Origin of the sequence: Microbacterium lacus (assembly GCF_002812805.1) — a bacterium.
Classification (GTDB): Bacteria; Actinomycetota; Actinomycetes; order Actinomycetales; family Microbacteriaceae; genus Microbacterium; species Microbacterium lacus_A.
In genome coordinates, this window is sequence record NZ_NMUM01000022.1 from 18,528 (window position 1) to 40,043 (window position 21,516).

Here is a 21,516-nt window from a genome sequence, read left to right on the forward strand (position 1 = left end):
ATCGGTTGCAGGTGCGCGATCACCGTCGACGCTTGAGCGCCGTGCGCAGGCTCCGGAGCAACAACAACAGTCCGCCGAGGGCCATGATGCTGCCGAGGAAGGCGAATGCCGGAACGTCGCCGGTCAGCATGGGCCCGCCGTCGTCGACACTCAGGATGATGCCCGAGATCACGAGGGCGATGCCGATGAGAGTCATCGTCACCCGCCCGAGCAGACCATCGATCCAGGAACGCTCGTCGGGCGTTTCGAACGTGCGAAGTCGCACCGACAGAGTGCCGTCGTCCAGGGACTGGGTGAGGTTCTCGATGCGGCGCGGCAGCCGGCGGGATTGCTCGATGAGCAAAGACGACCACGTCTGTGCGCTCAGCAGTGCTTTCGTCGGGGAGAGGAGCGACTGAGCCAACCGCGGCGCAATGTGCAGCGCTCTACCGACCATGTCGTAGTCCGGAACGAGCTTGCGCAAGGTGCTCTCGAGTGAGGCGAGCGTGCGGAAGACGAGAAGAAGGGATGGCGGCAGAGCCATCCGGTTGCGTCTCAGCACGTCGAGCAGAAGACGGAAGATATTCTCGTCGGCGCGCGCATTGTCGTTGGAAAGGGCATTATGCAGACGAGTGAGGATCACCCCGATATCGCGCTGCAGAGCCACGGTGTCGAAATCACCGGATGGTCGCCCGCACATCAGCAGGGCGGCATCCGTCACCGCGACATCGTCTTCGTTCGCCATGCCGATGAGCAACGGCACCAGCAGACGCCGCATGCTGCTCTCGACGATGCCCACCGACCCGAAGTCGATGAGGGTGATCGTGCTCGAACCGTCGGCGTCGCGGTCCTCGTCCAAGATGAGGTTGCCAGGGTGCAGGTCGGCGTGGAAGATCCCGCGTACGACGATCTGATCGACGACGGCATCGACGAGGTCATCCGCGATCTCGACGGCCAGGTCGTGAGGCAGCTCGCCGGGCTGAAGTCGGCTGAACGGGGTGCCGCCCACACGCTCTTGCACGATCATCCGGTCGGTGCAGTGGTCGCGGAACATCTGGGGGATCCGCAGATGCGAACGGGGGTTACCCGCGATCGCCGCGCGGAGCATCTCGCCGTTCGCGACCTCGGTGCGGTAGTCGAGCTCTTCGCGCAGCCCACGAGCGAACTCGGTGACCAGCGGGTGCAGCCCGTAATCCTTGGCCCAGTCGGTGCGAGCCTCGGCATCCGACGCCAACCGATCGAGGATGTCGAGGTCCGTCGTCACCTGCGCTCGCGCTCGCGGCCGCTGGATCTTGACGACGACCTCTTCGCCGCTGATCAGACGCGCAGCATGGACCTGGGCGACGGATGCCGCGGCGAGCGGTTCCGGATCGATCTCGGCGAACACCTGCTCGATCGGCACGCCCAGCTCCTCGATGATCGCCGCCTGCGCCTCAGCCCACGGGATCGGCGACGAGTCCATCTGGAGGGTCGAGAGGGCGTCGATGAGCGCGGGTGGGAGGACATCCTCACGAGAGGAGAGCACCTGGCCGAGCTTGACGAACGTCACACCGGCCTCGTTCATCGCCGACACCAGCGCGGTGGGAAGCTCGCCGTCGCCACGACGACGGCTTTCGTAGAACGTGAGCCCGTTGCGGGAGCCGATCGCCACGATCTGCGCGTAGCGCCGCGCCCGGTCGCGGCGACGGATGGCATCGCGCACCACGCTGATCGGATTGCGCATGCGGTGCGAGGGCCAGAGGAACTCGAGGGTCAGCACGGCGATGACGACCGCGGCGAACATCCATCCGACGGTGAGCGCGACGAATGCGATCGCCACTCCTGCGGAAGCGATGAATCGTCCGTCGGCGTAGACATCCGCCTCGTTCAGCGTCCAGATGGCGACCGGGGACGCAAGGAGGAAAACCACGAGGGACGTGATGAACGTGCGCAACCATCCGACCTCGACGTCGAGCAGTCGACGGACGATCCAGGCCGCGGCGAGAGCGAGGACGACGATGACGATGGTGAAGATGAGCCAGCTCGGCATGAGCCGATTCTGTCAGCGTGTCAGCTCGGGGTGGTGCGGACACGGCGCGCCCGCCAAGCTCGCCACGCCCCGGTCGACCAGAGCGCCCACACCACGAGGAGGGGCTGGAAGAGCAGACGGATGCCTCGAGCCACGTCGCTGTTGAGCCCGAAGGCGTCCGTGCCGCGGACGAACTGCTCGATGTTGCCGGGGAAGACAGCGACGAAGAAAGCCGCGACGATCCATCCGATCAGCACGCGATGCCGCGCCAGCAGGATCAACGACAGGCCCAACACGATTTCGACAATTCCGGATGCAACGACCACGAAGTCGACCGGGAGTGGGAGCCATTGTGGCACCTGCGCCACGAACGATTCGCGCGCGAACGTCAGGTGACCGATACCGGCGAACGTGAGTGCGGTGCCGAGCAGCCGCCGCGCGATCGTGCGGGTGATGCCCATGTCGCGAGCGTAGCCGACGGGTCCCGCAGCTGGCTCGCTCGTAGCGAATGGCGGGTGCGAGACATCCGCACCCGCCGTTCGCTACGATTCAGAGGGGGAAGCCGAGCCTCCCCTCGGGGTCAAGCCTCGACGTCGCCTCGCCACGCACCGGTCTCGGTGCCCTGGGACTCGATGAACTTCTTGAAGTTGTCGAGGTCCTTCTTGACGGCGTGCTTGCCGACACCGATCAGCGAGCCGGCCTTCTCGAGCAGGCCCTCGGGCTCCCAATCGATCTGCACGGTGACGCGCGTCTCGTTGTCGCTCAGCTTGTGGAACGTCACGACGCCGGCGTGGTGGGTGTCGCCGCCCGTGCTCTTCCACGCGACGCGCTCGTCCGGGTGCTGCTCGGTGATCTCGGCATCGAACTCGCGCTCGACACCGCCGACCTTGACCTTCCAGCGCGTGTGGGTGTCGTCCTTCTGCGTGATCGACTCGACCTCGTCCAGGAAGTGCGGGAACGACTCGAACTGCGTCCACTGGTTGTAGGCGGTGCGGACAGGAACGTCGACGTCGATTGTCTCGATGATCTGGCTCATGGGTGTTACTCCTTCGAAGTTTGGTTCGTAGTCGTGCGTGGTGCGAAGGTCCGCTCGCGGACCGCGGTGGTTACGAGCGGCCAGGCATGTTCAGATCGGCCGGGTCGACGTCGACATCACCGACGTCATCCGGTCCGCCCGTACCCGGAACGACGCGAATGTCGTCCTCGTCGATGTCGTCATCGATGGTGTCGGGCAGCGGATCGTCCTGCTTGCGCTCGGTCTCGGTTTCACTCGCCGGGCTGTAGGAGCGGTCCTTCTCGACCGCATCATCTTCCGAGAGACCGGAGTCGGGAAGATCTGTCGACCGCGGCGGGGGTGGGCCTTCGTCGTTCTCGCCCGCTGCGAAGCGGGTCTTGTCGTCTGCGTTCACGGCTTATCCTCCCGAGGGGTTGTCCACCGGACGACCCTGATCGTCTGTCGTGTCGGGCTGCTCGGGTGAACCGCCCGAAGCCGTGTCGGCCTCGTCGTGCGCGCCCGTGTCGCCCTGGTCGGGCGTGCCGTGGGTGTTGTGCGTATCGCCGGTGTTTCCGCTCATGGCGTTCCTCCTCGTGTCGATCGCACCGCCCGTGAGGACGGAGTGGTGCAACCCTAGGCGCGGCTCGAATCGCATGTCGGGGGCTTGACAACCACACTCCGTTCACGCATTGCACCTGTCGGCCTCGCGCTGGGCGACAGCTCTGTCGACCTCCGTCCGATCACGGTTGTCAACCCCCGCGAACGCATCCGCGAGGAGAGGGACGATGGTGGGGTGAACACCACTGTCGTCCCCGATCGCTCTGTCGAAACCGCGTCCTTCTATCCTCGTGGGCCGCTGAGCGCGCAGCTTCTGGCCATCCTGCGGAAGGACCCGGCGCTCTCCGAGGCGGGCGATGTGGCGGGCGCAGCGGCTCGAGCGCTCGAGATCAGCACGGACATCGTGCGGGATGACGACATCCAGCTCGCACTGTTCTTGCTCTATGCCAGCCACTACGGGTCCCTCGATTTCATCGACGCGGGCTGGGAGTGGCATCCCATGCTCATCGCCGCGCGCGGCATGCTGGAGCGCGCCTTCGAAGAGACGCTGCGGGAGCGTGTTCAAGTGCCCGCGTCACCGGCGCCCACTCGGGATGCTGTCGCTCGCGCCCTGTTCGCGCTGACGGCACCGACACCAGGCCCGAGCCTGTCGCGATTTATCGCGAAAAAGGCGACGGGCGAACAGCTGCGCGAGTTTCTGATTCAGCGCAGCGTCTACACGCTTCGTGAGGCAGACCCGCACTCCTGGGCGATTCCTCGCCTGACCGGTGCGGCGAAAGCGGCCCTGGTCGAGATCCAGTCCGACGAGTACGGCACCGGCGACCTGTCGCGGATGCACTCGCGAATCTTCGCGCGCACCGTTCGGGCAGCGGGACTCGACGACACCTACGGGGCGTATCTGGACGCCGTGCCCGCGGTCACCCTGGCCTCGCTCAACATGATGTCGATGTTCGGTCTGAATCGGCGCCTGGTGGGTGCCATCGTCGGTCATCTCGCGGCGTTCGAGATGACCTCGTCGCTCCCGAACCGCATGTACGGCGATGGCTTCCGCCGCCTCGGCTTCGGCCCCGAGGCCACCCACTACTTCGATGAGCATGTCGAAGCCGACGCGGTGCACGAACAGATCGCGGGACGGGATCTCGCGGGTGGTCTCGCCGAGGATCGGCCTGAACTGCTCGATGACATCATGTTCGGCGCCGCAGCATGCCTCACCGTGGACGGTTGGGTGGGCGATGAAATGCTTGCGGCGTTCGAAAGCGGCCGCAGCTCACTCCGCGATGTGTGAGGGCGAACGGATGACGAACAGCAACGGCTCGACGGGGGGAACCCCCTCGATCGAGGCCTACCCGGACGGCCCGCTGATCGTTCGCGGGCACGTCGAGATCGTCGACTCCGACGGCCTGGTCATCGAGCCTCAGCGGCGGACGGTCGCGCTCTGCCGGTGCGGGGCCTCGCTCATCAAGCCGTGGTGCGACGGCACGCACAAACTCAGCGGCTTCCGCACGGACCCGGTCGATCACGACTGACATGCCTTAACCGCAAAGGCCCCCGTCTCTCGGAAGAGATCGGGGGCCTGTGCAGCGCTGCGATGTGTCAGCCCTGTACGGCGAGAGCGAAACGGACGGATCCGTCTTGCTCCATCTGCGCGTCGAGGATCTTGTCATCGAGCGCCAAAGCCGCGCCGGCATCGAGGAAGACGCGTGCGCCCTCGACCTCGACCACCGCGTCTGTCGTTTCGGGCTGGGGCGATACGCCCAACTCGAATCCTGTCTCGGCCGATCCCGTGTCGCGGATGCGGAGGCCGCCCTGCGGGGCATCCGGAACCTGCTCCACGATGGACTTCACTGCCATACTCGCGTTCTCGGTGAGTGTCAGCATGCTGCTCTCCTTCCGTTCGTCGAGGTGGCCACGATTCCGAGAATCGGCGCGGCTTGCAACCTCACACGCGCATGCGGAGGAAATTCCCATGTTGCGGCTGTGCGCCGCTCAGGGCTCGTGCGCCGCTCAGGACTCCTGGGCTGCTTCGAAAGCTTCGATGACGTTCGCGGGAACGCGGCCCCGGTCGGAAACCTGGTGGCCGTTGTCGCGAGCCCACTGACGGATGGCGCCGAAGTCCTGCTGACCCGATCGGCGGCGGGGGCGCGAGCCCGCGGTCTGCGAACCGGACGTGCGGGAAGAGATGGAACGCGCGGCTGCGACATAGGGCTGCAGCGTGTCGCGCAGCGCCCCTGCGTTTGCCTCGGTGAGGTCGATCTCGTACGCGATGCCGTCGAGCGAGAACAGGACGGTCTCACCCTCTCCGGCGTCGAGGACGGTGCCGTCGATGTCGTCGACGAGCTGATGCACGATTCTGCGGGCCATCAGGCCACTTTAGCGCGTGCGACCCGACTTCAGCGGGATGATGTGGGTTGTTCGCGCGGTCGGAAAGCTCGCATCAGGGAAGCAGGCCGCTCCGCCGCGCCTTCGTCACGGCCGCGTGACGGGTGGAGGCATCGAGCTTCGACATCGCGCTCGACAGATACGCCTTGACCGTCCCCTCCCGCAGCGAGAGTTGCGCCGCAATCTGTGCGTTTGTGGCGCCGATCGCCGCGCACGCGAGCACATCCGTTTCCCGCGGCGAGAGGGTCACCGTGGACGCCTGATGGTGCGCGTCGCCATCCCCCGAGAGCACCGCCAAGCGCTGCTCGACCTGCTCCAACCGCGCCCGAACGGACGGATCCGTGATCGTGGAGGCGATGGTCCGCAGCTCGGCGTAGCTCTCGCGCAACTCCTCGCGATGGGCCGCGGGCAGCGACGGATGCTGCGCCGGTGACGCTGCGGGGACGCCCGTCAGACCCGGGCCGGCATCGAGGGCGCTCAGCCTCCGCTCGACCTCATCACGCACACGCAATTCGGTGGCCAAGGCATCCGCCACCTGGAACGCCGGCTTCATGACCACTTCGCCGACGTTCGTCGATGCCCACGCGCCCCCGTACAGAAGCCCGCGCACCCGCCCGCCGACGATCACCGGAACCGCCAGCAGCGTCGAGATGCCCTCGCCGAGAATGTGCCTGTCGTAGTCATGCGTGATGTGTCGTGCCGCGCCGTAATCGGGCGTCGCGCGCGGACGCAGCTCGGCCATGGCACGACCGCCGAGGCCGCGCATGACCTGAACGCTGAGCCCGTCGAGGCTACGTGTGCGGCTGCCGTAGATGGCGCCGATGCGCGCGGTGCCGTCGCTCACGAGCCCGCCGAACGACACCGGAAAATGCGTCCGGCGCGCCAATTCGCGGACGGCGCCCGTCAGCGCCGAGGCTTCTGAGTCAGTCCGATCCTGGGTAAGCATCACTACCTACTTTCGGGGGTGACGGCATCCTCGCCGCCTTCGTAGCGTCGACCCTACACCTGCCGGAGCGAAAGAAAAGTGCTCGGGATCGGGCCAATCCGTCGTGCCCTCGTGGCGGATATTCGGCCGTCTTTCGGGCTTCGCGCAGACCGTGCACTAATGGCAAGGAGGCCACATGAGTGATCCGAGAACCGAAACCGCCCCACCCGGCGGGATCGACTACATCGCGGTCGAGGAGTCTGCCCCGTTCCAGGAACTCAAGCGCACGCAACGCAGCTTCGTGTTCCCGCTCGCGGTCGCATTCCTGCTCTGGTACTTCGTCTACGTCCTGCTCTCGTCGTTCGCGACCGACTTCATGGGCACGCGCGTCTGGGGTGATGTGACGGTGGGGTTGATCTTCGGCCTCGGCCAATTCGTCACCACCTTCGCGATCACGATGTCGTACGTCGCCTTCGCGAACCGCAAGCTCGACCCGAAGGCCGAGGCCATTCGTGACGCCCTCGAGAAGCAGGAGCCCACCTCGTGAACGACATCTTCGCGGCTCTCGAGGCCGCCTCGACGACGGTCGAAAACAACCCCGTCCTGAACATCTCGATCTTCGGCGCCTTCGTCGCGATCACGCTGTTCATCGTCATCCGCGCGAGCCGGAACAACAAGACCGCGGCGGACTACTACGCGGCGGGGCGCTCATTCACCGGGCCCCAGAATGGCTTCGCCATCGCGGGCGACTACCTGTCCGCCGCATCCTTTCTGGGTATCTGCGGCGCGATCGCGCTGAACGGATACGACGGATTCCTCTATTCGATCGGGTTCCTCGTGGCGTGGTTGGTGGCGCTGCTTCTCGTCGCCGAGCTGATGCGCAACACGGGCAAGTTCACGATGGCCGACGTGCTGTCGTTCCGTCTCGCGCAGCGTCCGGTCCGGATGGCGGCGGCGATCACCACCCTCGCGGTCTGCTTCTTCTACCTGCTGGCGCAGATGGCCGGCGCCGGCGGGCTTGTTTCGTTGCTGCTCGGAATCAACGACCAGATCGGGCAGTCGATCGTCGTCGCCGTCGTCGGGGTTTTGATGATCGTCTACGTGCTCATCGGTGGCATGAAGGGCACCACCTGGGTGCAGATCGTCAAGGCGTTCCTGCTGATCGGCGGCGCCATCGTCATGACGATCTGGGTGCTGGCGATCAACGGGTTCAACATCAACACTCTTCTGGGAGCGGCAGTGGATGCTTCGACCACGACGCCGCCCGACGCAATCCTCGCGCCGGGGCTGCAGTACGGCGCGAACCCGTGGGACTTCATCAGCCTCGCGCTCGCCCTCGTGCTCGGCACCGCGGGTCTGCCCCACGTGCTGATGCGCTTCTATACGGTGCCGACGGCGAAGGAGGCGCGGCGTTCGGTCGTGTGGGCGATCTGGCTCATCGGGCTGTTCTATCTGCTGACGCTCGTGCTGGGCTACGGTGCCGCAGCACTGGTGGGCCCGGACGTCATTCGCGAGGCCCCGGGAGGGGTCAACTCGGCGGCTCCGCTGCTGGCCCTGGCGCTCGGCGGTCCGATCCTGCTCGGGTTCATCTCGGCGGTCGCGTTCGCGACAATCCTCGCGGTCGTCGCGGGTCTGACGATCACGGCCGCCGCATCCTTCGCACACGACATCTATGCGAACGTCCTCAAGAAGGGCAACGTCCCGCCGGACGGCGAGGTCAAGGTCGCCCGTCGCACGGTCATCGTGATCGGCGTGCTGGCGATCATCGGCGGCATCGGCGTGCAGGGACAGAACGTCGCGTTCCTGGTCGCGCTGGCCTTCGCGGTGGCTGCGTCGGCGAACCTGCCGACGATCCTGTACTCGCTGTTCTGGCGCGGGTTCACGACCCGCGGCGCGGTGTGGAGCATGTACGGCGGGCTCGGTTCGGCCGTCATTCTGATCGTCGCCTCGCCGGTGTTCTGGGGCACAGAGACCAGCGTGTTCCCGGTCGGGACGGCACTGTGGCCGCTCAACAACCCCGGCATCGTGTCGATCCCGCTCGGGTTCTTCTTGGGTTGGCTCGGTTCGGTCACCTCGCGCAAGGCCGAGGATCGGCGCCTGGCCGCGGAGATGGATGTGCGCTCTCTCACCGGCTACGGGGCCGAGAAGGCGACGAACCACTAGCGGCGGTTCGGCGGGGGCGTCGTTTCGTCTCGCTTCGCTCGCTCAACGACCGGGTCCTCGTGACGGGGCCCGGTCGTTGAGCGCGCTGGCTATGCCGACGCCGGCCACACCCCGCTCGACCCGCGCCGGTGACTGCCGACGAGGTGCGTGTCGACGATCCCGACGGCCTCCATGAGAGCGAACGCGGTGGTCGGCCCGACGAATCGGAAGCCGCGTGCCTTCAGCGCCTTCGCGAGAGCGCGGGATTCATCGGAAGTTGAAGGGATGTCGGCGAACCTCAGCGGGGTGGGTGTGGCGTTCGGCCGGAACGACCACACCAGGTCGGCGAGACCGCCGTCCGAGCGAAGGGCGACAGTGGCCTGGGCGTTGGCGATCGTCGCGAGGATCTTGGCGCGGTTGCGCACGATCGCTGCATCCGCCATCAATCGCTCCACCTCTGCGTCGTCGTACTCGGCAACCGTGTCGGGATCGAAATCGGCGAACGCCGCACGGAATCCCGGGCGCTTCCGCAGGATGATCGCCCAGGAGAGACCCGACTGGAAGGCTTCGAGGCTCAGGCGCTCGAACAGCCCGCGTTCGTCGCGGACGGGCATGCCCCACTCGTCGTCGTAGTAGCTCCGCAGGAGGGGATCGGTCGACGCCCATCGAGGGCGAGCCAGGCCATCGTCGCCAACCACGAGATCGTCCGACGATGCCGCGGGCGCGTCGGTCATGCCAGGACCCCCTCGATGCCCGACTCGAGGGCGAGCAACGCGCGCTTCACCTCGGGTCGTCCGCCGTACTCGCCGAGCGATCCGTCCGACCGGACGACACGGTGCACCGGGATCACCACCGAGATGGGCGTGTTGGCGCACGCGGTGCCGACCGCACGTGCTGCGCGCGGGATGCCGGCGGTGATCGCGACCTCGCCGTAGCCCGCGGTCTCGCCATAGGGGATCTCACGGATCGCCTCGAGCGCGGCGCGGGTGAAGGGCGTCAGACCCGCGAGATCCAGAGGGATGTCGAACGACCGGAGCTCGCCCGCGAAGTAGTGCTCGAGTTGCGTCACCACGGGATAGAGCGCTTCGTCGTCGCGCACCGCGGGTTCCCGCCGCGCCGCCATGATCTGATCCAACAAGCGCTCGGGTGATCCCTCAGCGAACCGGAGAGCAACCAGTCCGTCATCGGACTCGACGGCGAGGGCGACGCCGACCGGCGTGGGTGTTGTGGTGTAGCGAAGCGGCATGGGCCCATCCTGCCGCTGACGCGCGACATCCGAGCGCGCGCGGGGCATTCGGGGGACGGATGCTTCATAACGACCGTGGGGGAGGAGAGATGGCCTGTCCAACCCGGCAATCCCGCGAAACCCGCCCCGCTTGACCGGTCGACGCGCCGTCCGCACGTAGGGTGACCGTGTGTGGCGAGCAGACGGCAACGCCGTGGACCTGGGCGAAGACGAGTCCCCCTCGTTCGGCGCGCCCGATAACAGCGGCGTCGCACCCGATGGCTTGAGTGTCGCCGAGCCCGGCGTGCAGGTCGCGCACGTCGCGGATGTGCTCCGATCGCGGTTGCGCGCCGAGGCATCCGAGCTCGGTGGACGCTCTCCGTTGCTGCAGTTCGTCGACGTCGCAGACGCCGGAATCGACATCACCAACGCGCACCCCGGCAGCTTGCCGCAGTTCATCACGGGACAGTCGACGTTGCTGTCCGGGCTCTTCCGCGACGAGGTCGCCCTGCGCACCGCCCGGCTTGCGGCCGAGGCGATCACGGCGAAGAACGTCGAGCTGCGGACCGTCCGCTCGATCGAAGCCGTCCACCTCGCTGTCGGTCTCGCCGGCTGGCGGATCGGCGGTGTTTCGTACAGTGCACCCGTGCTGCTCCGGCCCCTGGCGATCCGTCGCCACGGCACCGACTTCGAACTGAAGCTGCACGGCGGATTCCACATCAACCCCGAGCTCGACTCGGTCGCGCGTGAGCACTTCGGTATCGCCCTCGACGGTCCCGCGCTCGCCGCGCTCGCCCACGAGGGTGGCGTGTTCAAGCCGCAACGGGTCATCGACCGGCTCCGGTCGGTCACGTCCCACATCGACACGTTCACGGTGCATCCGCGTCTGATCGTCTCGACGTTCGCCGATGTCGCGCGCGGCATGGCCCGCGACTCCGCGCGAGCAGGCGGACTCGTGCTGAACGCCCTTGCGGGCCACGCAGCAGATCGGCAGACGCTTGCCGCACAACCGGGCGAGGTGCAGAGTGTCGGGCCCGACGATCGCCCGCCGGCCGCCGACACGCTGCTGCTCGATGCCGACTCCGAGCAGGAGCGCGTGCTCGCCCAGATCACCGCGGGACGCTCGATCGCCGTCGCGACGCTGCCCGGAACGGGCGGAACACAGACCGTCATCAACGCGATCGGTGCCCTCGTGCACGAGCATCGCCGGGTGCTGGTCGTTAGCGCGCGTCGCTCGACGATCGAGGGCGTGCGGCATCGCCTCGGTCAGGTCGGTCTACCCGGTCTCGCGTGTTCCCCGACCAACACCGCCCGTGACCTCGTGCGCGCGATCGCCCGCAATGAAAAGGCCAAGGCGCCCCAGCTCGGCGACGTCGACGACGCACTCGTGCGCTTGCGCGCGTTGCTGACGTCGTACCGCAAGGGCCTGACAACGCCCGTCCCGGGGCTCGGCGTCAGCCCGCTGCAGACGCTCCATGCTCTCGCCGCGCTGCCGGCCGCCGACGGAATCGCCCCCGTCGACACGCGGTTCGACTTCGCGACGCTGACGAAGCTCGCGAACGACCGCACGGAAGCGGCGCGGATGCTCGAGCTCGCCGCAACCCTCGGCGAATTCCGCTTCGGCCCCGGCGATTCACCCTGGTACGGCGTCAACTTTGCGAGCACGGATGCCGCGCAGTCGGCGCATGCCCTCGCTCAGAGGCTGCACACGACCGAGGTTCCGCGGTTGCTCGAGCGCGGCTTCGAGCTCATCGCGCAGACGCGCATGCGTCCCTTCGCCTCGATCGACGAGCTCGGCGAATACCTGCGCCTCTTGATCGACATCCGCGACTCGCTCGATCGCTTCAGCCCCACCGTCTTCGAACGCCCGCTGGCCGACCTCATCCGTGCGCTCGGCTCGCGTCGGGACTCCGCGGGCATGAAGGCGGGGGAGCGGCGCCGCCTGCGTCGCCTGGCGCGTGAGTACGTGCGCCCCGGCGTCCACGTGGCCGATATGCACGAGGCGCTCGTGCGCATCCAGCGTCAGCGCACGCAGTGGCAGCAGTTCGTCGACATCGGGGTCACCCCCGAGGTTCCCCTCGGTCTCGCCGATGTGCACGTCGCCTGGCAGCGGGTCACGGCCGAGCTGGCAGAACTCGACGCCCCGCTCGGGCGCGACCGCGACAAGCGCCTCGCCTCGCTCTCGGTCAACACGCTGGTGCGTACACTCGCCGGCCTGGCCGCAGAATCCGATGTCCTCGACAACCTGATCGAGCGGACGGCCCTTCGCGCCGAACTCGCGCGTCTGGGACTCGGCGGGCTGCTCGCCGAACTCTCGGTGCGGCACGTCCCGGCCGATCGTGTCGCGGCCGAGCTCGAGTACGCGTGGTGGCAGTCGGCGCTCGAGCACATGCTGCGCTCCGACAAGTCGCTGCTCGGCGCCAACACGAGCGTCGTCGATCGTCTGGAACGCGACTTCCGACTCGTCGACGAGGCGCACGCCGCGGCATCCGGATCCATTTTGTCGTGGCAGCTCGCCCGCGAATGGAAGATCGGCATCGTCGATGAACCGGGTGAGGCCGAGAACCTCAAGGCGCTGCTGACCCGCGGAACCGCGACACCCGCAACGCTCTCGCTCGGCGCTCCGACCCTCGGTCGCGCGCTCGCACCGGTCTGGCTGGCGTCGCCCTACGAGGTGCCGAAGATCCCGGACTCGGTCATGTTCGACACCGTGATCATCGCGGATGCCGGGGCCATCTGCCTGGCCGAGGCCGCACCGGCGATCCGCCGTGCCCGACAGGTCGTCGTGCTCGGTGACCCGGTGACGCAGCGTCCGTCACCGTTCACTCTGGCGGCCGGTTCGGCGCCGCAACCCGAAGCCGACGTCACGTTCGACGACGTCTCGGTGTTCGAGAAGCTGGCCGACCTGCTGCCCGTCTACACGCTGACCCGCAGCTACCGCGCCGGTGGTGAAGACCTGGCCGAGCTCGTCAACGACGCCTTCTACGGCGGCGAGATCGTGTCGTGGCCGTGGGCCGGATCGTACCTCGGCCGCGGCAGCCTGACCGTCGACTACGTCGAGGGCGGGTTCGGCGCGCCCGACCCGATCAGCGGCGCCGTCGAGAGCCCCGACACCGAGGTGACACGTGTCGTGACGCTCGTGCTCGAGCACGCGCTCAACCGGCCGGACGAGTCGCTCATGGTCGTGACCGCCAGCGCGCGGCACGCGGAGCGCGTGCGTGCGGCCGTCAACGCAGCCTTCGCGAGCCGATCGGATGTCTCGGAGTTCGCCTTGCGCGACACCGCCGAGCCGTTCGCGGTGCTCACCCTCGAGCAGTCGGTCGCCGAGAGCCGCGACCGCGTGATCTTCTCGCTCGGCTACGGGCTGACCAAGCACGGCCGCGTGCTGAGCGACTTCGGCGACCTGTCGACCCCCGACGGGGAACGTCTGCTGACGGTCGGCATGACGCGAGCGCGACGCTCGATGGTGATCGTGTCATCCATCCGTCCCTCCGCCTTCGACGACGGACGCCTGGAATACGGCGCCGCGACACTCATGACGATCCTCGGGGGCATGGCAGCGCGCCAGCGCGACGCCCGCCTCGAAGACCTGGCCGATCCGCTCACGCGCCGCCTCGCATCCGAGCTGCGCCGCCTGGGCGTCTCGGTCGATGTCCACTACCGTGGCCTACTCCCGCTCGTCGCGCAGCACGCCGGCAAGGCCGTCGTCGTCGAGAGCGACCCCGAGACTCACGACGAGTCGCTCCGCGAATCGCTGCGGTTGCGTCCGCAGCTGCTGCGCCGCCTCGGCTGGCACTACGTCCGCGTGCACTCGTTCGATCTGTATACGGATGCTCCGGCCGTCGCCGCGCGCATTGCATCGATCCTGGGGGTCGAGCCCGACGCACCCGCCGTCGAGGCCTCGACCCAGCCGATCGATGGCCTCGGCTGACGGCTCCGGCGAGCCGGGGACGTCCCCCGATGTCGAGTCGGGTGACGTGCCGGGCTCGCGACAGCGCGTCGTTCGCGTGCCGGGTGCACGCCGGGCGAAGCTGACAGCCGCGCCCGGGGCAACACCCGAGCCGGCGCCGCGGGACGAGGCATCCGATCCGACTCCCGAGCCCGACGCGAGCACCGCGGGACCGAACGACGACCGCCTGCGCCAGGACGTACCCCCGCACTACTGACCGAGCGGGCAAGGAAGGTCGCCCGCTCGGTCGGGCATCACACCAGCGAGCTCTGTGAGCATCCCGTCCACGTCCGATGTCCCACTTCTACCCGGTATAGAGGTGTCAAGCCCTAGAAAGTGGGACACACCACCATCCCATGTCCCCTTTTCTCTCGGTATATCGACGATTTACCGAGAGAAAGTGGGACATGTAGCGCTAGAAGTGGGAAATGCGGGCACGGCAGCGGCATGCAGCGCGGGTCAGGCGCGCGGCGAGGGGCCGGACTGCTGCTTCTCGAGCAGATCGCGGATCTGCACCAGGATCTCTTGCTCGGTCGGGAGCTTCGGCTCGTCTTCGGCCGCGCTGAGGCCCGCCCGAGCGGCGGCACGCTGCTTGAGGTGGTTCATCGGATAGACGAACACGAAGTAGACAACGACCGCGACGGCGAAGAAGCTGATGACGGCGCTGATCAGGTCGCCGAGCGGGAACGTGACGGGCTGGCCGTAGATGCCGTTGATCGTCGGACCGAACTGGCCCATCGAATCAGCCTCAAAGAACAGCGCGACGATCGGATTGATGATGCTCGACACGATCGAGTTGACGATCGCGGTGAAGGCACCTCCGATGACGACGGCGACCGCGAGGTCGATGACATTGCCGCGGAGGATGAACTCCTTGAAACCCTTGATCATGCGTTGCTCCTCCCTGCGTGCCCGGGGGCCCGCTTCACGAACCCGTCGAGGCGGGCGAGGACTTCGTCCCCGATGTCGATTCTGACGAAGACGACGACGATCCGCCACCCGAGCCCGAGCCCGAGCCCGAATCGGACTTCGTGGCAGAGCCGGACGAGCTCGACGATCCGGAGTCCGACTTCGCGGAAGAACCGGACGCATCGGACGATCCCGAGGACTTGCCCGCCGCGGCCTTCGCGTCGCCGGACCGCGAGTCCGTGCGGTAGAAGCCGCTCCCGTTGAATGTGACGCCGATCGAGCCGTACTGCTTACGCAATACGCCGCCGCACTCGGGGCACTCGGTCAGCGTCGGGTCGGTGAAGGCCTGGACGGCGTCGAAACGGTGGCCGCAGGACTTGCAGGCGTAGGCGTAGGTGGGCATCGTGCTCCTGGTTCAGGCGTGGTTCAGCGCGCGGAGGGCGCAAAGGTGACGGTTCGAGACGGAGTGACCACGCCCGAGACGGGCTGATCGTGTACCTCGTGAGGCACCTCGTCGACGAGTTCCGAGTCGAAGATGACGGCGTAGACGGGCGGGCAGCGCTCCATCGAGCCGATGGTCTTGTCGAAGTATCCGCGTCCCCAGCCCATGCGCATGCCAGTCGCGTCGACGGCGGCGGCGGGGATGATCATCAGGTCGACGTCGTTGACGGCGATCGGTCCGAGAAGTTCGCCCACCGGTTCGGGAAGACCGAACATGCCCTCGGCGATGTCGCCTCCCGGGACGGCGACCGACCAATCGAGCAGTCCATCGGAGCGGCTGATCGGAAGAAGGACACGGATGCCGCGGGCCACCGCACGATCGACGAACTCGTGCGTGCCCGGCTCGGTCGACATGGAGAGAAAACACGAGATCGAGCGGGCGCCGTGCTGCTCCACCAGCTGGTCGAGACGGTCGGCGAGCGCGTGCTCCGCGTCGGCGCGTTGCGCGTCGGAGAGCAGCTGACGACGCTCGCGCAGGTCCGCGCGAAGCGCCCGCTTGACGTGATCGACGTCTGTGGACACGGGCACCATCTTAGGCGCGGTGGCGTTGCGGGAAGGTCGGGCCGGATGTCAACCCCGGTAATACGCGCGGTTCTCCGTCACGGCTTCCCGTTACGATGGCCGACATGCCTCCTATGAAGTTCAAAGCCGTCATTCCTGCTGCCGGTCTCGGCACGCGCTTCCTTCCCGCCACGAAGGCGATGCCGAAGGAGATGCTGCCCGTCGTCGACAAGCCCGCGATCCAGTACGTGGTGGAGGAGGCAGCCCAGGCGGGCATCGACGACATCCTCGTCATCATCGGCCGTAACAAGAACGCCGTCGCGAACCACTTCGACTCGGTTCCCGAGCTCGAGGTCAAGCTGAAGGACAAGGGCGACCACGACCGCTTGCGTCGCGTGCTCGAGTCGAGCGATCTCGCCGACATCCACTTCGTCCGACAGGGTGAGCCGAAGGGGCTTGGACACGCAGTGCTGCGTGCCAAGAACCACGTCGGTGACCACTCATTCGCCGTCCTGCTCGGTGACGACTTGATCGACGAGCGCGATGTGCTGCTGACGACGATGATGGCCGAGCACGAGCGCACCGGCGCGGCGATCGTCGCACTCATGGAGGTCGACCCCGACCAGATCCACCTCTACGGCGCCGCGGACGTCGAGTCCACCGACAACGCGGATGTCGTCAAGGTCAAGGGTCTCGTCGAGAAGCCCAATCGCGAGGACGCCCCGTCGAACCTCGCCATCATCGGACGCTACGTACTGAGCCCCGCGATCTTCGAGGTGCTCGAGCACACAGAGCCCGGCAAGGGCGGCGAAATCCAGCTGACGGATGCGCTGCAGGAGGTCGCCGCAGACCCCAACGGCCCCGGCGTGTACGGCGTCGTGTTCCGCGGTCGTCGCTACGACACCGGCGATAGGGTGGACTACATCAAGGCCATCGTGCAGCTCGCCGCCGACCGCGAGGATCTCGGTCCCGAGTTGCGTCCCTGGTTCAAGGAGTTCGCGGCGGGTCTGTAAGCCTCAGGTCTTACCGGCTTCGCCGCCCCGCAAGAGGAGTGGGCATGGAGTTGTCCCTTCCGCGCGAGCACGGACCGATCTCGATCCGGCTGATCAAATCCCGCGACTCCCGCGTTCTGCAACAGGCCCTTCTCGATAACCGGGGCTGGTTGGAGCAGTGGGAGGCCACGAGCCCCGACGGGGTCGTGTCGCTCGATATGAGGCTCGGGATTCGCCGGCTGTTGCAGCAGTACCGTGATGGACTCGGTGTGCCCCTCGTCATGGAGCACAACGGAGAAGTCGCCGGCCAGCTGAACGTGTGGGGGATCGCCCGCGGCTCGCTGGCCTCGGCGACGATCGGCTACTGGGTCAGCGAGAGCTATGCGGGCCTCGGGATCACCCCGACCGCGGTCGCCCTGGCAACGGACCTGTGCTTCACCGAGCTGCGGCTGCATCGGATGGAGATCTGTATCCGCCCGGAGAACGCCGCGAGCCTGCGCGTGGTCGAGAAGCTCGGCTTCCGATACGAGGGCCTGCGTCGTCGCTACATCCACATCGACGGAGACTGGCGCGATCACTACGCGTTCGCCCTCACGCGCGAGGACGTCCCCTACGGGGTGCTCGAGCGCTGGGTCAGCGGCCAGACGCCGCGCGACGCGGCGAACATCCCCGAGGCGGACCGGAACGCGGCGGCATCGGACTCCTGACCGACAGAGTTCTGAACGGTTGGTCCTGAGCGGCGCGACACGCCCGGTACATCCCGCTGTTCGCTGCGCGCTCGCATACCGTGGTCGGCATGGGCGGGCAGGTATTGGGCGGTGGAGTGATCCTTCTGGTCGCCGTCGCGCTCTGGCTCGTCTACCTCGTGCCCACGTGGCACAGCCGGCACCAGTATTACGCCGCCGAACGCAACGCCGTTCGTCTCAACCAGGCCATCCGGGTTCTCGCCGAGACGAGCGAAACGCCCGGCGAGGTGCGACTCGAACTCAACGCTCGCACGGCCCTCCAGCAGCAGCGCCTGGCGCGACGCCTCCAAGCCGAACACCAGTCCGCCGAGCTCGAAGAGTTGCGCGAGCAGGTCGCCCACGCACGATCCGCACCGCTTGCTCGCCGTGCCCGCGCACGCCGACGCGCGAGGCTCGTCGCCACGACACTCCTTCTCGTCGGACTGAGCGGCACCGGATTCGGCATCTGGCAGGTCGTTCAGGGCGGTGCGCAGACATTCTTGTGGGCCGGCGCGGCCTCGGTCGGACTCTCTCTGATCGTGCTGCAGCGGATGGCGCATGTTGCCGCTCGTGCCGCCGTTGCCGACAGCGCCGCGGAGCAGCCCGTCGCCGTGCGGCGCGAAGCATCCGTCCAGGACCTCGCGCCCGCCATGCCGCAGCGCGAGTGGACGCCGCGGACCCTTCCGCAGCCCCTGGTGTCGTCCAACGGTTCGCGTGCGGCTGCTCAGCTCGACGCGGCCGACGCTCGCGAGGCTCTGCGCCGCGCGGCCCGCGAAGAGGCCCTGCGTACGCAGATCGAGCGCCAGCAGTCGCCCTCGCGCCCGCAGCGGATCGACCGCACGGTCGCCCGGGTGGAAGCGCAGGAAGCGCCCGCTGCATCCGTTGCCCCGGCGCGCTCACCGTACGCGGGCATGGGCGTCGTCGACGACGCCGAGATCGAAGCACACGTTCGCGCTCTCCTGCGCCAGCGCGCCGGCTGACCGCCGTCGTTCGCGACGGTAACGGCTGCGCACGCAGAAGCGGCCCGCCCCCGGAGGTGCGAGCCGCTTCGTCGTGCAGTTCTGCTAGTTGAAGGCGTCCTTGACGTTGTCGCCAGCCTTCTTCACGTCGGCCTTGGCCTGGTCGGCCTTGCCCTCCGCCTCGAGCTTGTCGTTGTCGGTCGCCTTGCCGAGGCCTTCCTTGGCCTTGCCGGTAAGGTCTTCGGCGCCGTGCTTGATCTTGTCTCCCATGCTCATGATGAGCTCCTTTCGATCAACGTGAACCCAGCCTGCGGGAAGCGCTCCCCAGATGAAACCGGGTTGTGGTAGCGAGCGAGCTCGTGATACGCCCCGTGGGCTGATGCGGTGAGACAGGAACGGCGTCCGCTCGAAGATGAGCAGACGCCGTAGGTGCACGCAATTCGGCGCGCTCCCTGTCGTACTAACTGTCGTGCTACTTGTCGAAGGCGTCCTTGACGTTGTCGCCGGCCTTCTTCACGTCGGCCTTGGCCTGGTCGGCCTTGCCCTCGGCGACGAGCTTGTCGTTGTCGGTCGCCTTGCCGACTGCTTCCTTCGCCTTACCGGCAAGGTCTTCGGCTCCGTGCTTGATCTTGTCTCCGATACCCATTGGGGGGGTCCTTTCTTCTTCTTTTCTCAGCCTGCTCCGATCAGGAGACAGGGCGTCAGTGGGTCGTTCTGGGTCGCGCGATACTGCTCCGCACGCCGCTTGTGAGGTGCACAACGAGGGGGATGCGCGTGCCGATGACCTCATCGAGCCGGTCGATCGCGGCGCGGATGGCCGTTTGGAACGCTGCCAAGTCCGGCCCGGGGCGAGCCTGAACCCGCACGAGGACGACGGCACCACCAGGGGTTCGGTGCGCGCTCGCCGACACAACCACGACATCCGGTGCATTCGCGAGTCGCTCGCGCAGAACGGACTGGACGACGGATGCGTCGATCGTCGCCCCCTCGATGCTCAGGGCCGTGGAGGTGCGGCCCCGACCCCGCGTCACGATCCAGGTGATCGCGAACAGCACCACCACGAGTGCCGCTCCCGCTACGGTCCACACGACGGGTGGCAGTGTCGCATCCGGCACAGCGAGCCCGAGGTCCTGCCGCGGGATCGTGAACCCGAGCGTGGGCGCGAAGGGCAGAGCGACCACGGCGGCGAGAGCCAGGGCGATCAACCCGATCACCGCGAGGATGATCCGGTTCGCGAGGCGGTTGGTGCGGGTCATGCGAGCACCCCCTGGCTGTCGACGGCGGTGCGGATGGTGAGGGTCCGAAGCGGCGTCACGGCTGCGACGGCTCGGGTCGCGTCATCCGTCGCCGAATCCGCGTTCACCGGGAACCCGGCAGACGGACGGACGCGCACGATCGCGCGGCGTCGGCCCACGGTCGTCGTGACCTGGTCGCGCGAGACTCCTGTGCTGAGGGCTGCGGCACGCGAGATGCCGCCCGCCATCACGTCGTCGTCGATCACGAAGACGGCGCGCTCGTCGCTGAGTTCGCGACGGGCCCGGCCGCCCGGCGCGAGCGCCAAGACGATCGACCAGATACCGAGAACGGCGAGAGCGGCGATGGCGGTGATGCTCCAGGGAGTGCCCGCCTGAACCGAGGTGATCAGGTCTGCCGGTGCGATCAGCAGTGCCGGCACCGACAGTGCGGCCAGGACGGCCTCGACGCCGACATATGCGGCGACGACGGCGACAACACCGAGTGCGATCGATACCGCGACGCTCCGCGAACGGAATCGCATGCGACGGCTCAGCCGACGCTCGGTACGCGCGTTCATTGTGCTCTCTTCTCGCTTTCAGAGGTGATGTCGGTGACGCGGATGGTCACGTCGGTCAGGATGGCGCCGGTGAGTTCGGCGCCGGTCGTCAGGATGCGCTGCCGAGCGGACTCGACGCGCTCGAGAACGGTCGAACCCGAGCCGGTGGCGTACACGGGCGCGCGGACCGCGACGGACAGCTAGCCGCTGTCGTCGCGGACGCGCACCCGGGTGCCCCGGGCCGTTCCGCCGAGCTCTTCGGCCGCGAGGGCTGAGAACACGGTCTCGATGGCCCGGGCGGTGATGACGACCCGGCCGGCGATGGGGCTACCCGACGCGGACGCGGACATCAGCCGACCCGGCGCCCACGGGCGGCGTCGACCGCCGCCCGCAGGTTGAGCTGGCCCGTCCAGACCGCACCGGCTACGCCGCCGACGATCGCGAAGATCGCGACGAGGACGAATCCACCGAAGCCGAAGGCCAGCCACGCGAAGGCGAGCGCGATGCCCGCCGCGGTGCCCCAGATGATGGCGTTCACTGGACTCGCGACTCCTCGACCTCATCGTCCTCGCCGGGCAGGTGCACGTCGACGACGGTCACGTTGATCTCGGCGACCTGCATGCCGACGAGGTCGGTGATGGCTTCTGCGACCGCGCGGCGAACAGCGGCCGCGACATCCTGAAGCGCCTGCGGGTAGTCGACGACGATCGAGATGTCGGCAGCGACCTCGGTCTCGCCGACCTCGACGCGCACGCCCTGGCCGTGATCCTTCGCGCCGACGACCTCGCGAAGGTTGCCGAGCACGCGTGCGGCGCCGCCACCCAGGGCGAAGACTCCGGGGACCTCGCTCGCGGCGATGCCGGCGATCTTCGCGACGACCGGGTCGACGATCGTCGTCTTACCGAGGCCCGTACCGGGGACGTTGTTCGTCGCGGCGGTGTTGGCGTTGATGGACTGAGCCATGATTTTCTCCTTCGA

30 protein-coding genes are annotated in these 21,516 nt (G+C 67.6%); 9 read left to right on the top strand and 21 right to left on the bottom strand.

Annotation, left to right across the window (positions count from 1 at the left end):
* Window positions 1–19: 19 nt before the first annotated feature.
* The 5 genes from CGU34_RS06385 to CGU34_RS17165 form a co-directional block, all read right to left on the bottom strand.
* Window positions 20–2,008, bottom strand: a complete 1,989-nt coding sequence (locus tag CGU34_RS06385) for an ABC1 kinase family protein (protein ID WP_100813637.1) — start codon at window positions 2,006–2,008, stop codon at window positions 20–22.
* 20 nt (window positions 2,009–2,028) lie between these two features.
* On the bottom strand, window positions 2,029–2,448 hold the full coding sequence (locus tag CGU34_RS06390; protein ID WP_036295356.1) for a DoxX family protein: 420 nt from the start codon (window positions 2,446–2,448) through the stop codon (window positions 2,029–2,031).
* Window positions 2,449–2,567: 119 nt separating this feature from the next.
* The gene (locus CGU34_RS06395) at window positions 2,568–3,023 is read right to left on the bottom strand and encodes an SRPBCC family protein (RefSeq protein WP_036295267.1); all 456 of its coding nucleotides are present in this window, start codon (window positions 3,021–3,023) and stop codon (window positions 2,568–2,570) included.
* Between the two features lie 70 nt (window positions 3,024–3,093).
* Complete coding sequence (locus CGU34_RS06400) at window positions 3,094–3,396, bottom strand: hypothetical protein (protein WP_036295265.1); 303 nt, start codon at window positions 3,394–3,396, stop codon at window positions 3,094–3,096.
* A 3-nt stretch (window positions 3,397–3,399) separates the two neighbouring features.
* Window positions 3,400–3,561 (bottom strand): hypothetical protein, encoded by a 162-nt coding sequence (locus CGU34_RS17165; protein ID WP_198517703.1) that lies wholly within the window; start codon window positions 3,559–3,561, stop codon window positions 3,400–3,402.
* Window positions 3,562–3,774: 213 nt separating this feature from the next.
* On the opposite strand from CGU34_RS17165, the gene CGU34_RS06405 reads away from it, so the two are divergent.
* Both CGU34_RS06405 and CGU34_RS06410 read left to right on the top strand, forming a co-directional pair.
* Complete coding sequence (locus CGU34_RS06405; protein ID WP_036295286.1) at window positions 3,775–4,824, top strand: iron-containing redox enzyme family protein; 1,050 nt, start codon at window positions 3,775–3,777, stop codon at window positions 4,822–4,824.
* A 10-nt stretch (window positions 4,825–4,834) separates the two neighbouring features.
* Window positions 4,835–5,065 (top strand): CDGSH iron-sulfur domain-containing protein, encoded by a 231-nt coding sequence (locus CGU34_RS06410; RefSeq protein ID WP_036295283.1) that lies wholly within the window; start codon window positions 4,835–4,837, stop codon window positions 5,063–5,065.
* A gap of 67 nt (window positions 5,066–5,132) precedes the next feature.
* Here CGU34_RS06410 and CGU34_RS06415 read toward each other — a convergent pair whose 3' ends face one another.
* From CGU34_RS06415 to CGU34_RS06425, 3 genes are all read right to left on the bottom strand, one after another.
* Complete coding sequence (locus CGU34_RS06415; RefSeq protein WP_036295262.1) at window positions 5,133–5,417, bottom strand: Fe-S cluster assembly protein HesB; 285 nt, start codon at window positions 5,415–5,417, stop codon at window positions 5,133–5,135.
* Window positions 5,418–5,543: 126 nt separating this feature from the next.
* Window positions 5,544–5,900, bottom strand: a complete 357-nt coding sequence (locus CGU34_RS06420; RefSeq protein WP_036295259.1) for a histone-like nucleoid-structuring protein Lsr2 — start codon at window positions 5,898–5,900, stop codon at window positions 5,544–5,546.
* A 73-nt stretch (window positions 5,901–5,973) separates the two neighbouring features.
* Entirely contained in the window at window positions 5,974–6,864 is an 891-nt protein-coding gene (locus tag CGU34_RS06425; RefSeq protein ID WP_100813638.1) for a LuxR C-terminal-related transcriptional regulator, read from the bottom strand.
* A gap of 175 nt (window positions 6,865–7,039) precedes the next feature.
* On the opposite strand from CGU34_RS06425, the gene CGU34_RS06430 reads away from it, so the two are divergent.
* Complete coding sequence (locus CGU34_RS06430) at window positions 7,040–7,390, top strand: DUF485 domain-containing protein (protein ID WP_036295253.1); 351 nt, start codon at window positions 7,040–7,042, stop codon at window positions 7,388–7,390.
* Window positions 7,387–9,006 carry a solute symporter family protein gene (locus CGU34_RS06435; protein WP_051512928.1) on the top strand — a complete coding sequence of 540 codons (1,620 nt, stop codon included), beginning with the start codon at window positions 7,387–7,389 and terminating at the stop codon, window positions 9,004–9,006. The genes CGU34_RS06430 and CGU34_RS06435 overlap by 4 nt, the downstream gene beginning before the upstream one ends.
* Before the next feature lie 89 nt (window positions 9,007–9,095).
* Here the strand turns inward: CGU34_RS06435 and CGU34_RS06440 are convergent, their stop codons facing one another.
* On the bottom strand, window positions 9,096–9,719 hold the full coding sequence (locus CGU34_RS06440; RefSeq protein WP_100813639.1) for a DNA-3-methyladenine glycosylase I: 624 nt from the start codon (window positions 9,717–9,719) through the stop codon (window positions 9,096–9,098).
* Window positions 9,716–10,231 (bottom strand): methylated-DNA--[protein]-cysteine S-methyltransferase, encoded by a 516-nt coding sequence (locus CGU34_RS06445; RefSeq protein WP_036295247.1) that lies wholly within the window; start codon window positions 10,229–10,231, stop codon window positions 9,716–9,718. The genes CGU34_RS06440 and CGU34_RS06445 overlap by 4 nt, the downstream gene beginning before the upstream one ends.
* Window positions 10,232–10,400: 169 nt before the next feature.
* Here CGU34_RS06445 and CGU34_RS06450 point away from each other — a divergent pair, with 169 nt between their 5' ends.
* Both CGU34_RS06450 and CGU34_RS06455 read left to right on the top strand, forming a co-directional pair.
* Window positions 10,401–14,141 carry a DEAD/DEAH box helicase gene (locus CGU34_RS06450; RefSeq protein ID WP_232711568.1) on the top strand — a complete coding sequence of 1,247 codons (3,741 nt, stop codon included), beginning with the start codon at window positions 10,401–10,403 and terminating at the stop codon, window positions 14,139–14,141.
* Window positions 14,128–14,376, top strand: coding sequence for a hypothetical protein (locus CGU34_RS06455; RefSeq protein ID WP_232711569.1), 249 nt, complete (start codon window positions 14,128–14,130; stop codon window positions 14,374–14,376). The genes CGU34_RS06450 and CGU34_RS06455 overlap by 14 nt, the downstream gene beginning before the upstream one ends.
* A gap of 242 nt (window positions 14,377–14,618) precedes the next feature.
* On the opposite strand, the gene mscL is transcribed toward CGU34_RS06455, so the two are convergent.
* The 3 genes from mscL to CGU34_RS06470 are packed head-to-tail and all read right to left on the bottom strand — an operon-like array spanning window position 14,619 to window position 16,091.
* Complete coding sequence (gene mscL, locus CGU34_RS06460) at window positions 14,619–15,050, bottom strand: large conductance mechanosensitive channel protein MscL (RefSeq protein ID WP_036295241.1); 432 nt, start codon at window positions 15,048–15,050, stop codon at window positions 14,619–14,621.
* 34 nt (window positions 15,051–15,084) lie between these two features.
* Window positions 15,085–15,471 (bottom strand): FmdB family zinc ribbon protein, encoded by a 387-nt coding sequence (locus CGU34_RS06465; RefSeq protein ID WP_036295238.1) that lies wholly within the window; start codon window positions 15,469–15,471, stop codon window positions 15,085–15,087.
* Between the two features lie 23 nt (window positions 15,472–15,494).
* Complete coding sequence (locus tag CGU34_RS06470) at window positions 15,495–16,091, bottom strand: 5-formyltetrahydrofolate cyclo-ligase (protein WP_036295273.1); 597 nt, start codon at window positions 16,089–16,091, stop codon at window positions 15,495–15,497.
* Window positions 16,092–16,195: 104 nt separating this feature from the next.
* Here CGU34_RS06470 and galU point away from each other — a divergent pair, with 104 nt between their 5' ends.
* The 3 genes from galU (at window position 16,196) to CGU34_RS06485 (ending at window position 18,767) form a co-directional block, all read left to right on the top strand.
* Entirely contained in the window at window positions 16,196–17,083 is an 888-nt protein-coding gene (gene galU, locus CGU34_RS06475; protein WP_036295236.1) for a UTP--glucose-1-phosphate uridylyltransferase GalU, read from the top strand.
* A 44-nt stretch (window positions 17,084–17,127) separates the two neighbouring features.
* The gene (locus tag CGU34_RS06480; RefSeq protein WP_036295233.1) at window positions 17,128–17,769 is read left to right on the top strand and encodes a GNAT family N-acetyltransferase; all 642 of its coding nucleotides are present in this window, start codon (window positions 17,128–17,130) and stop codon (window positions 17,767–17,769) included.
* Window positions 17,770–17,858: 89 nt separating this feature from the next.
* Window positions 17,859–18,767 (top strand): hypothetical protein, encoded by a 909-nt coding sequence (locus tag CGU34_RS06485; RefSeq protein WP_036295270.1) that lies wholly within the window; start codon window positions 17,859–17,861, stop codon window positions 18,765–18,767.
* Between the two features lie 84 nt (window positions 18,768–18,851).
* On the opposite strand, the gene CGU34_RS06490 is transcribed toward CGU34_RS06485, so the two are convergent.
* From CGU34_RS06490 to CGU34_RS06515, 8 genes are all read right to left on the bottom strand, one after another.
* Window positions 18,852–19,022, bottom strand: coding sequence for a CsbD family protein (locus tag CGU34_RS06490; RefSeq protein ID WP_100813640.1), 171 nt, complete (start codon window positions 19,020–19,022; stop codon window positions 18,852–18,854).
* Between the two features lie 196 nt (window positions 19,023–19,218).
* On the bottom strand, window positions 19,219–19,392 hold the full coding sequence (locus CGU34_RS06495; RefSeq protein ID WP_100813641.1) for a CsbD family protein: 174 nt from the start codon (window positions 19,390–19,392) through the stop codon (window positions 19,219–19,221).
* Between the two features lie 55 nt (window positions 19,393–19,447).
* The gene (locus tag CGU34_RS06500; RefSeq protein WP_036300201.1) at window positions 19,448–20,002 is read right to left on the bottom strand and encodes a hypothetical protein; all 555 of its coding nucleotides are present in this window, start codon (window positions 20,000–20,002) and stop codon (window positions 19,448–19,450) included.
* A complete protein-coding gene (locus CGU34_RS06505; RefSeq protein WP_036300199.1) occupies window positions 19,999–20,559 on the bottom strand; it encodes a hypothetical protein in 561 nt (186 codons plus the stop codon). The genes CGU34_RS06500 and CGU34_RS06505 overlap by 4 nt, the downstream gene beginning before the upstream one ends.
* A complete protein-coding gene (locus CGU34_RS16920; RefSeq protein WP_157811247.1) occupies window positions 20,556–20,714 on the bottom strand; it encodes a hypothetical protein in 159 nt (52 codons plus the stop codon). The genes CGU34_RS06505 and CGU34_RS16920 overlap by 4 nt, the downstream gene beginning before the upstream one ends.
* 24 nt (window positions 20,715–20,738) lie before the next feature.
* Window positions 20,739–20,888, bottom strand: a complete 150-nt coding sequence (locus CGU34_RS16925; RefSeq protein ID WP_157811248.1) for a hypothetical protein — start codon at window positions 20,886–20,888, stop codon at window positions 20,739–20,741.
* On the bottom strand, window positions 20,888–21,076 hold the full coding sequence (locus CGU34_RS06510; RefSeq protein ID WP_051513774.1) for a hypothetical protein: 189 nt from the start codon (window positions 21,074–21,076) through the stop codon (window positions 20,888–20,890). The genes CGU34_RS16925 and CGU34_RS06510 overlap by 1 nt, the downstream gene beginning before the upstream one ends.
* Window positions 21,073–21,501, bottom strand: a complete 429-nt coding sequence (locus CGU34_RS06515) for an Asp23/Gls24 family envelope stress response protein (RefSeq protein WP_036300197.1) — start codon at window positions 21,499–21,501, stop codon at window positions 21,073–21,075. The genes CGU34_RS06510 and CGU34_RS06515 overlap by 4 nt, the downstream gene beginning before the upstream one ends.
* Window positions 21,502–21,516: the final 15 nt, after the last annotated feature.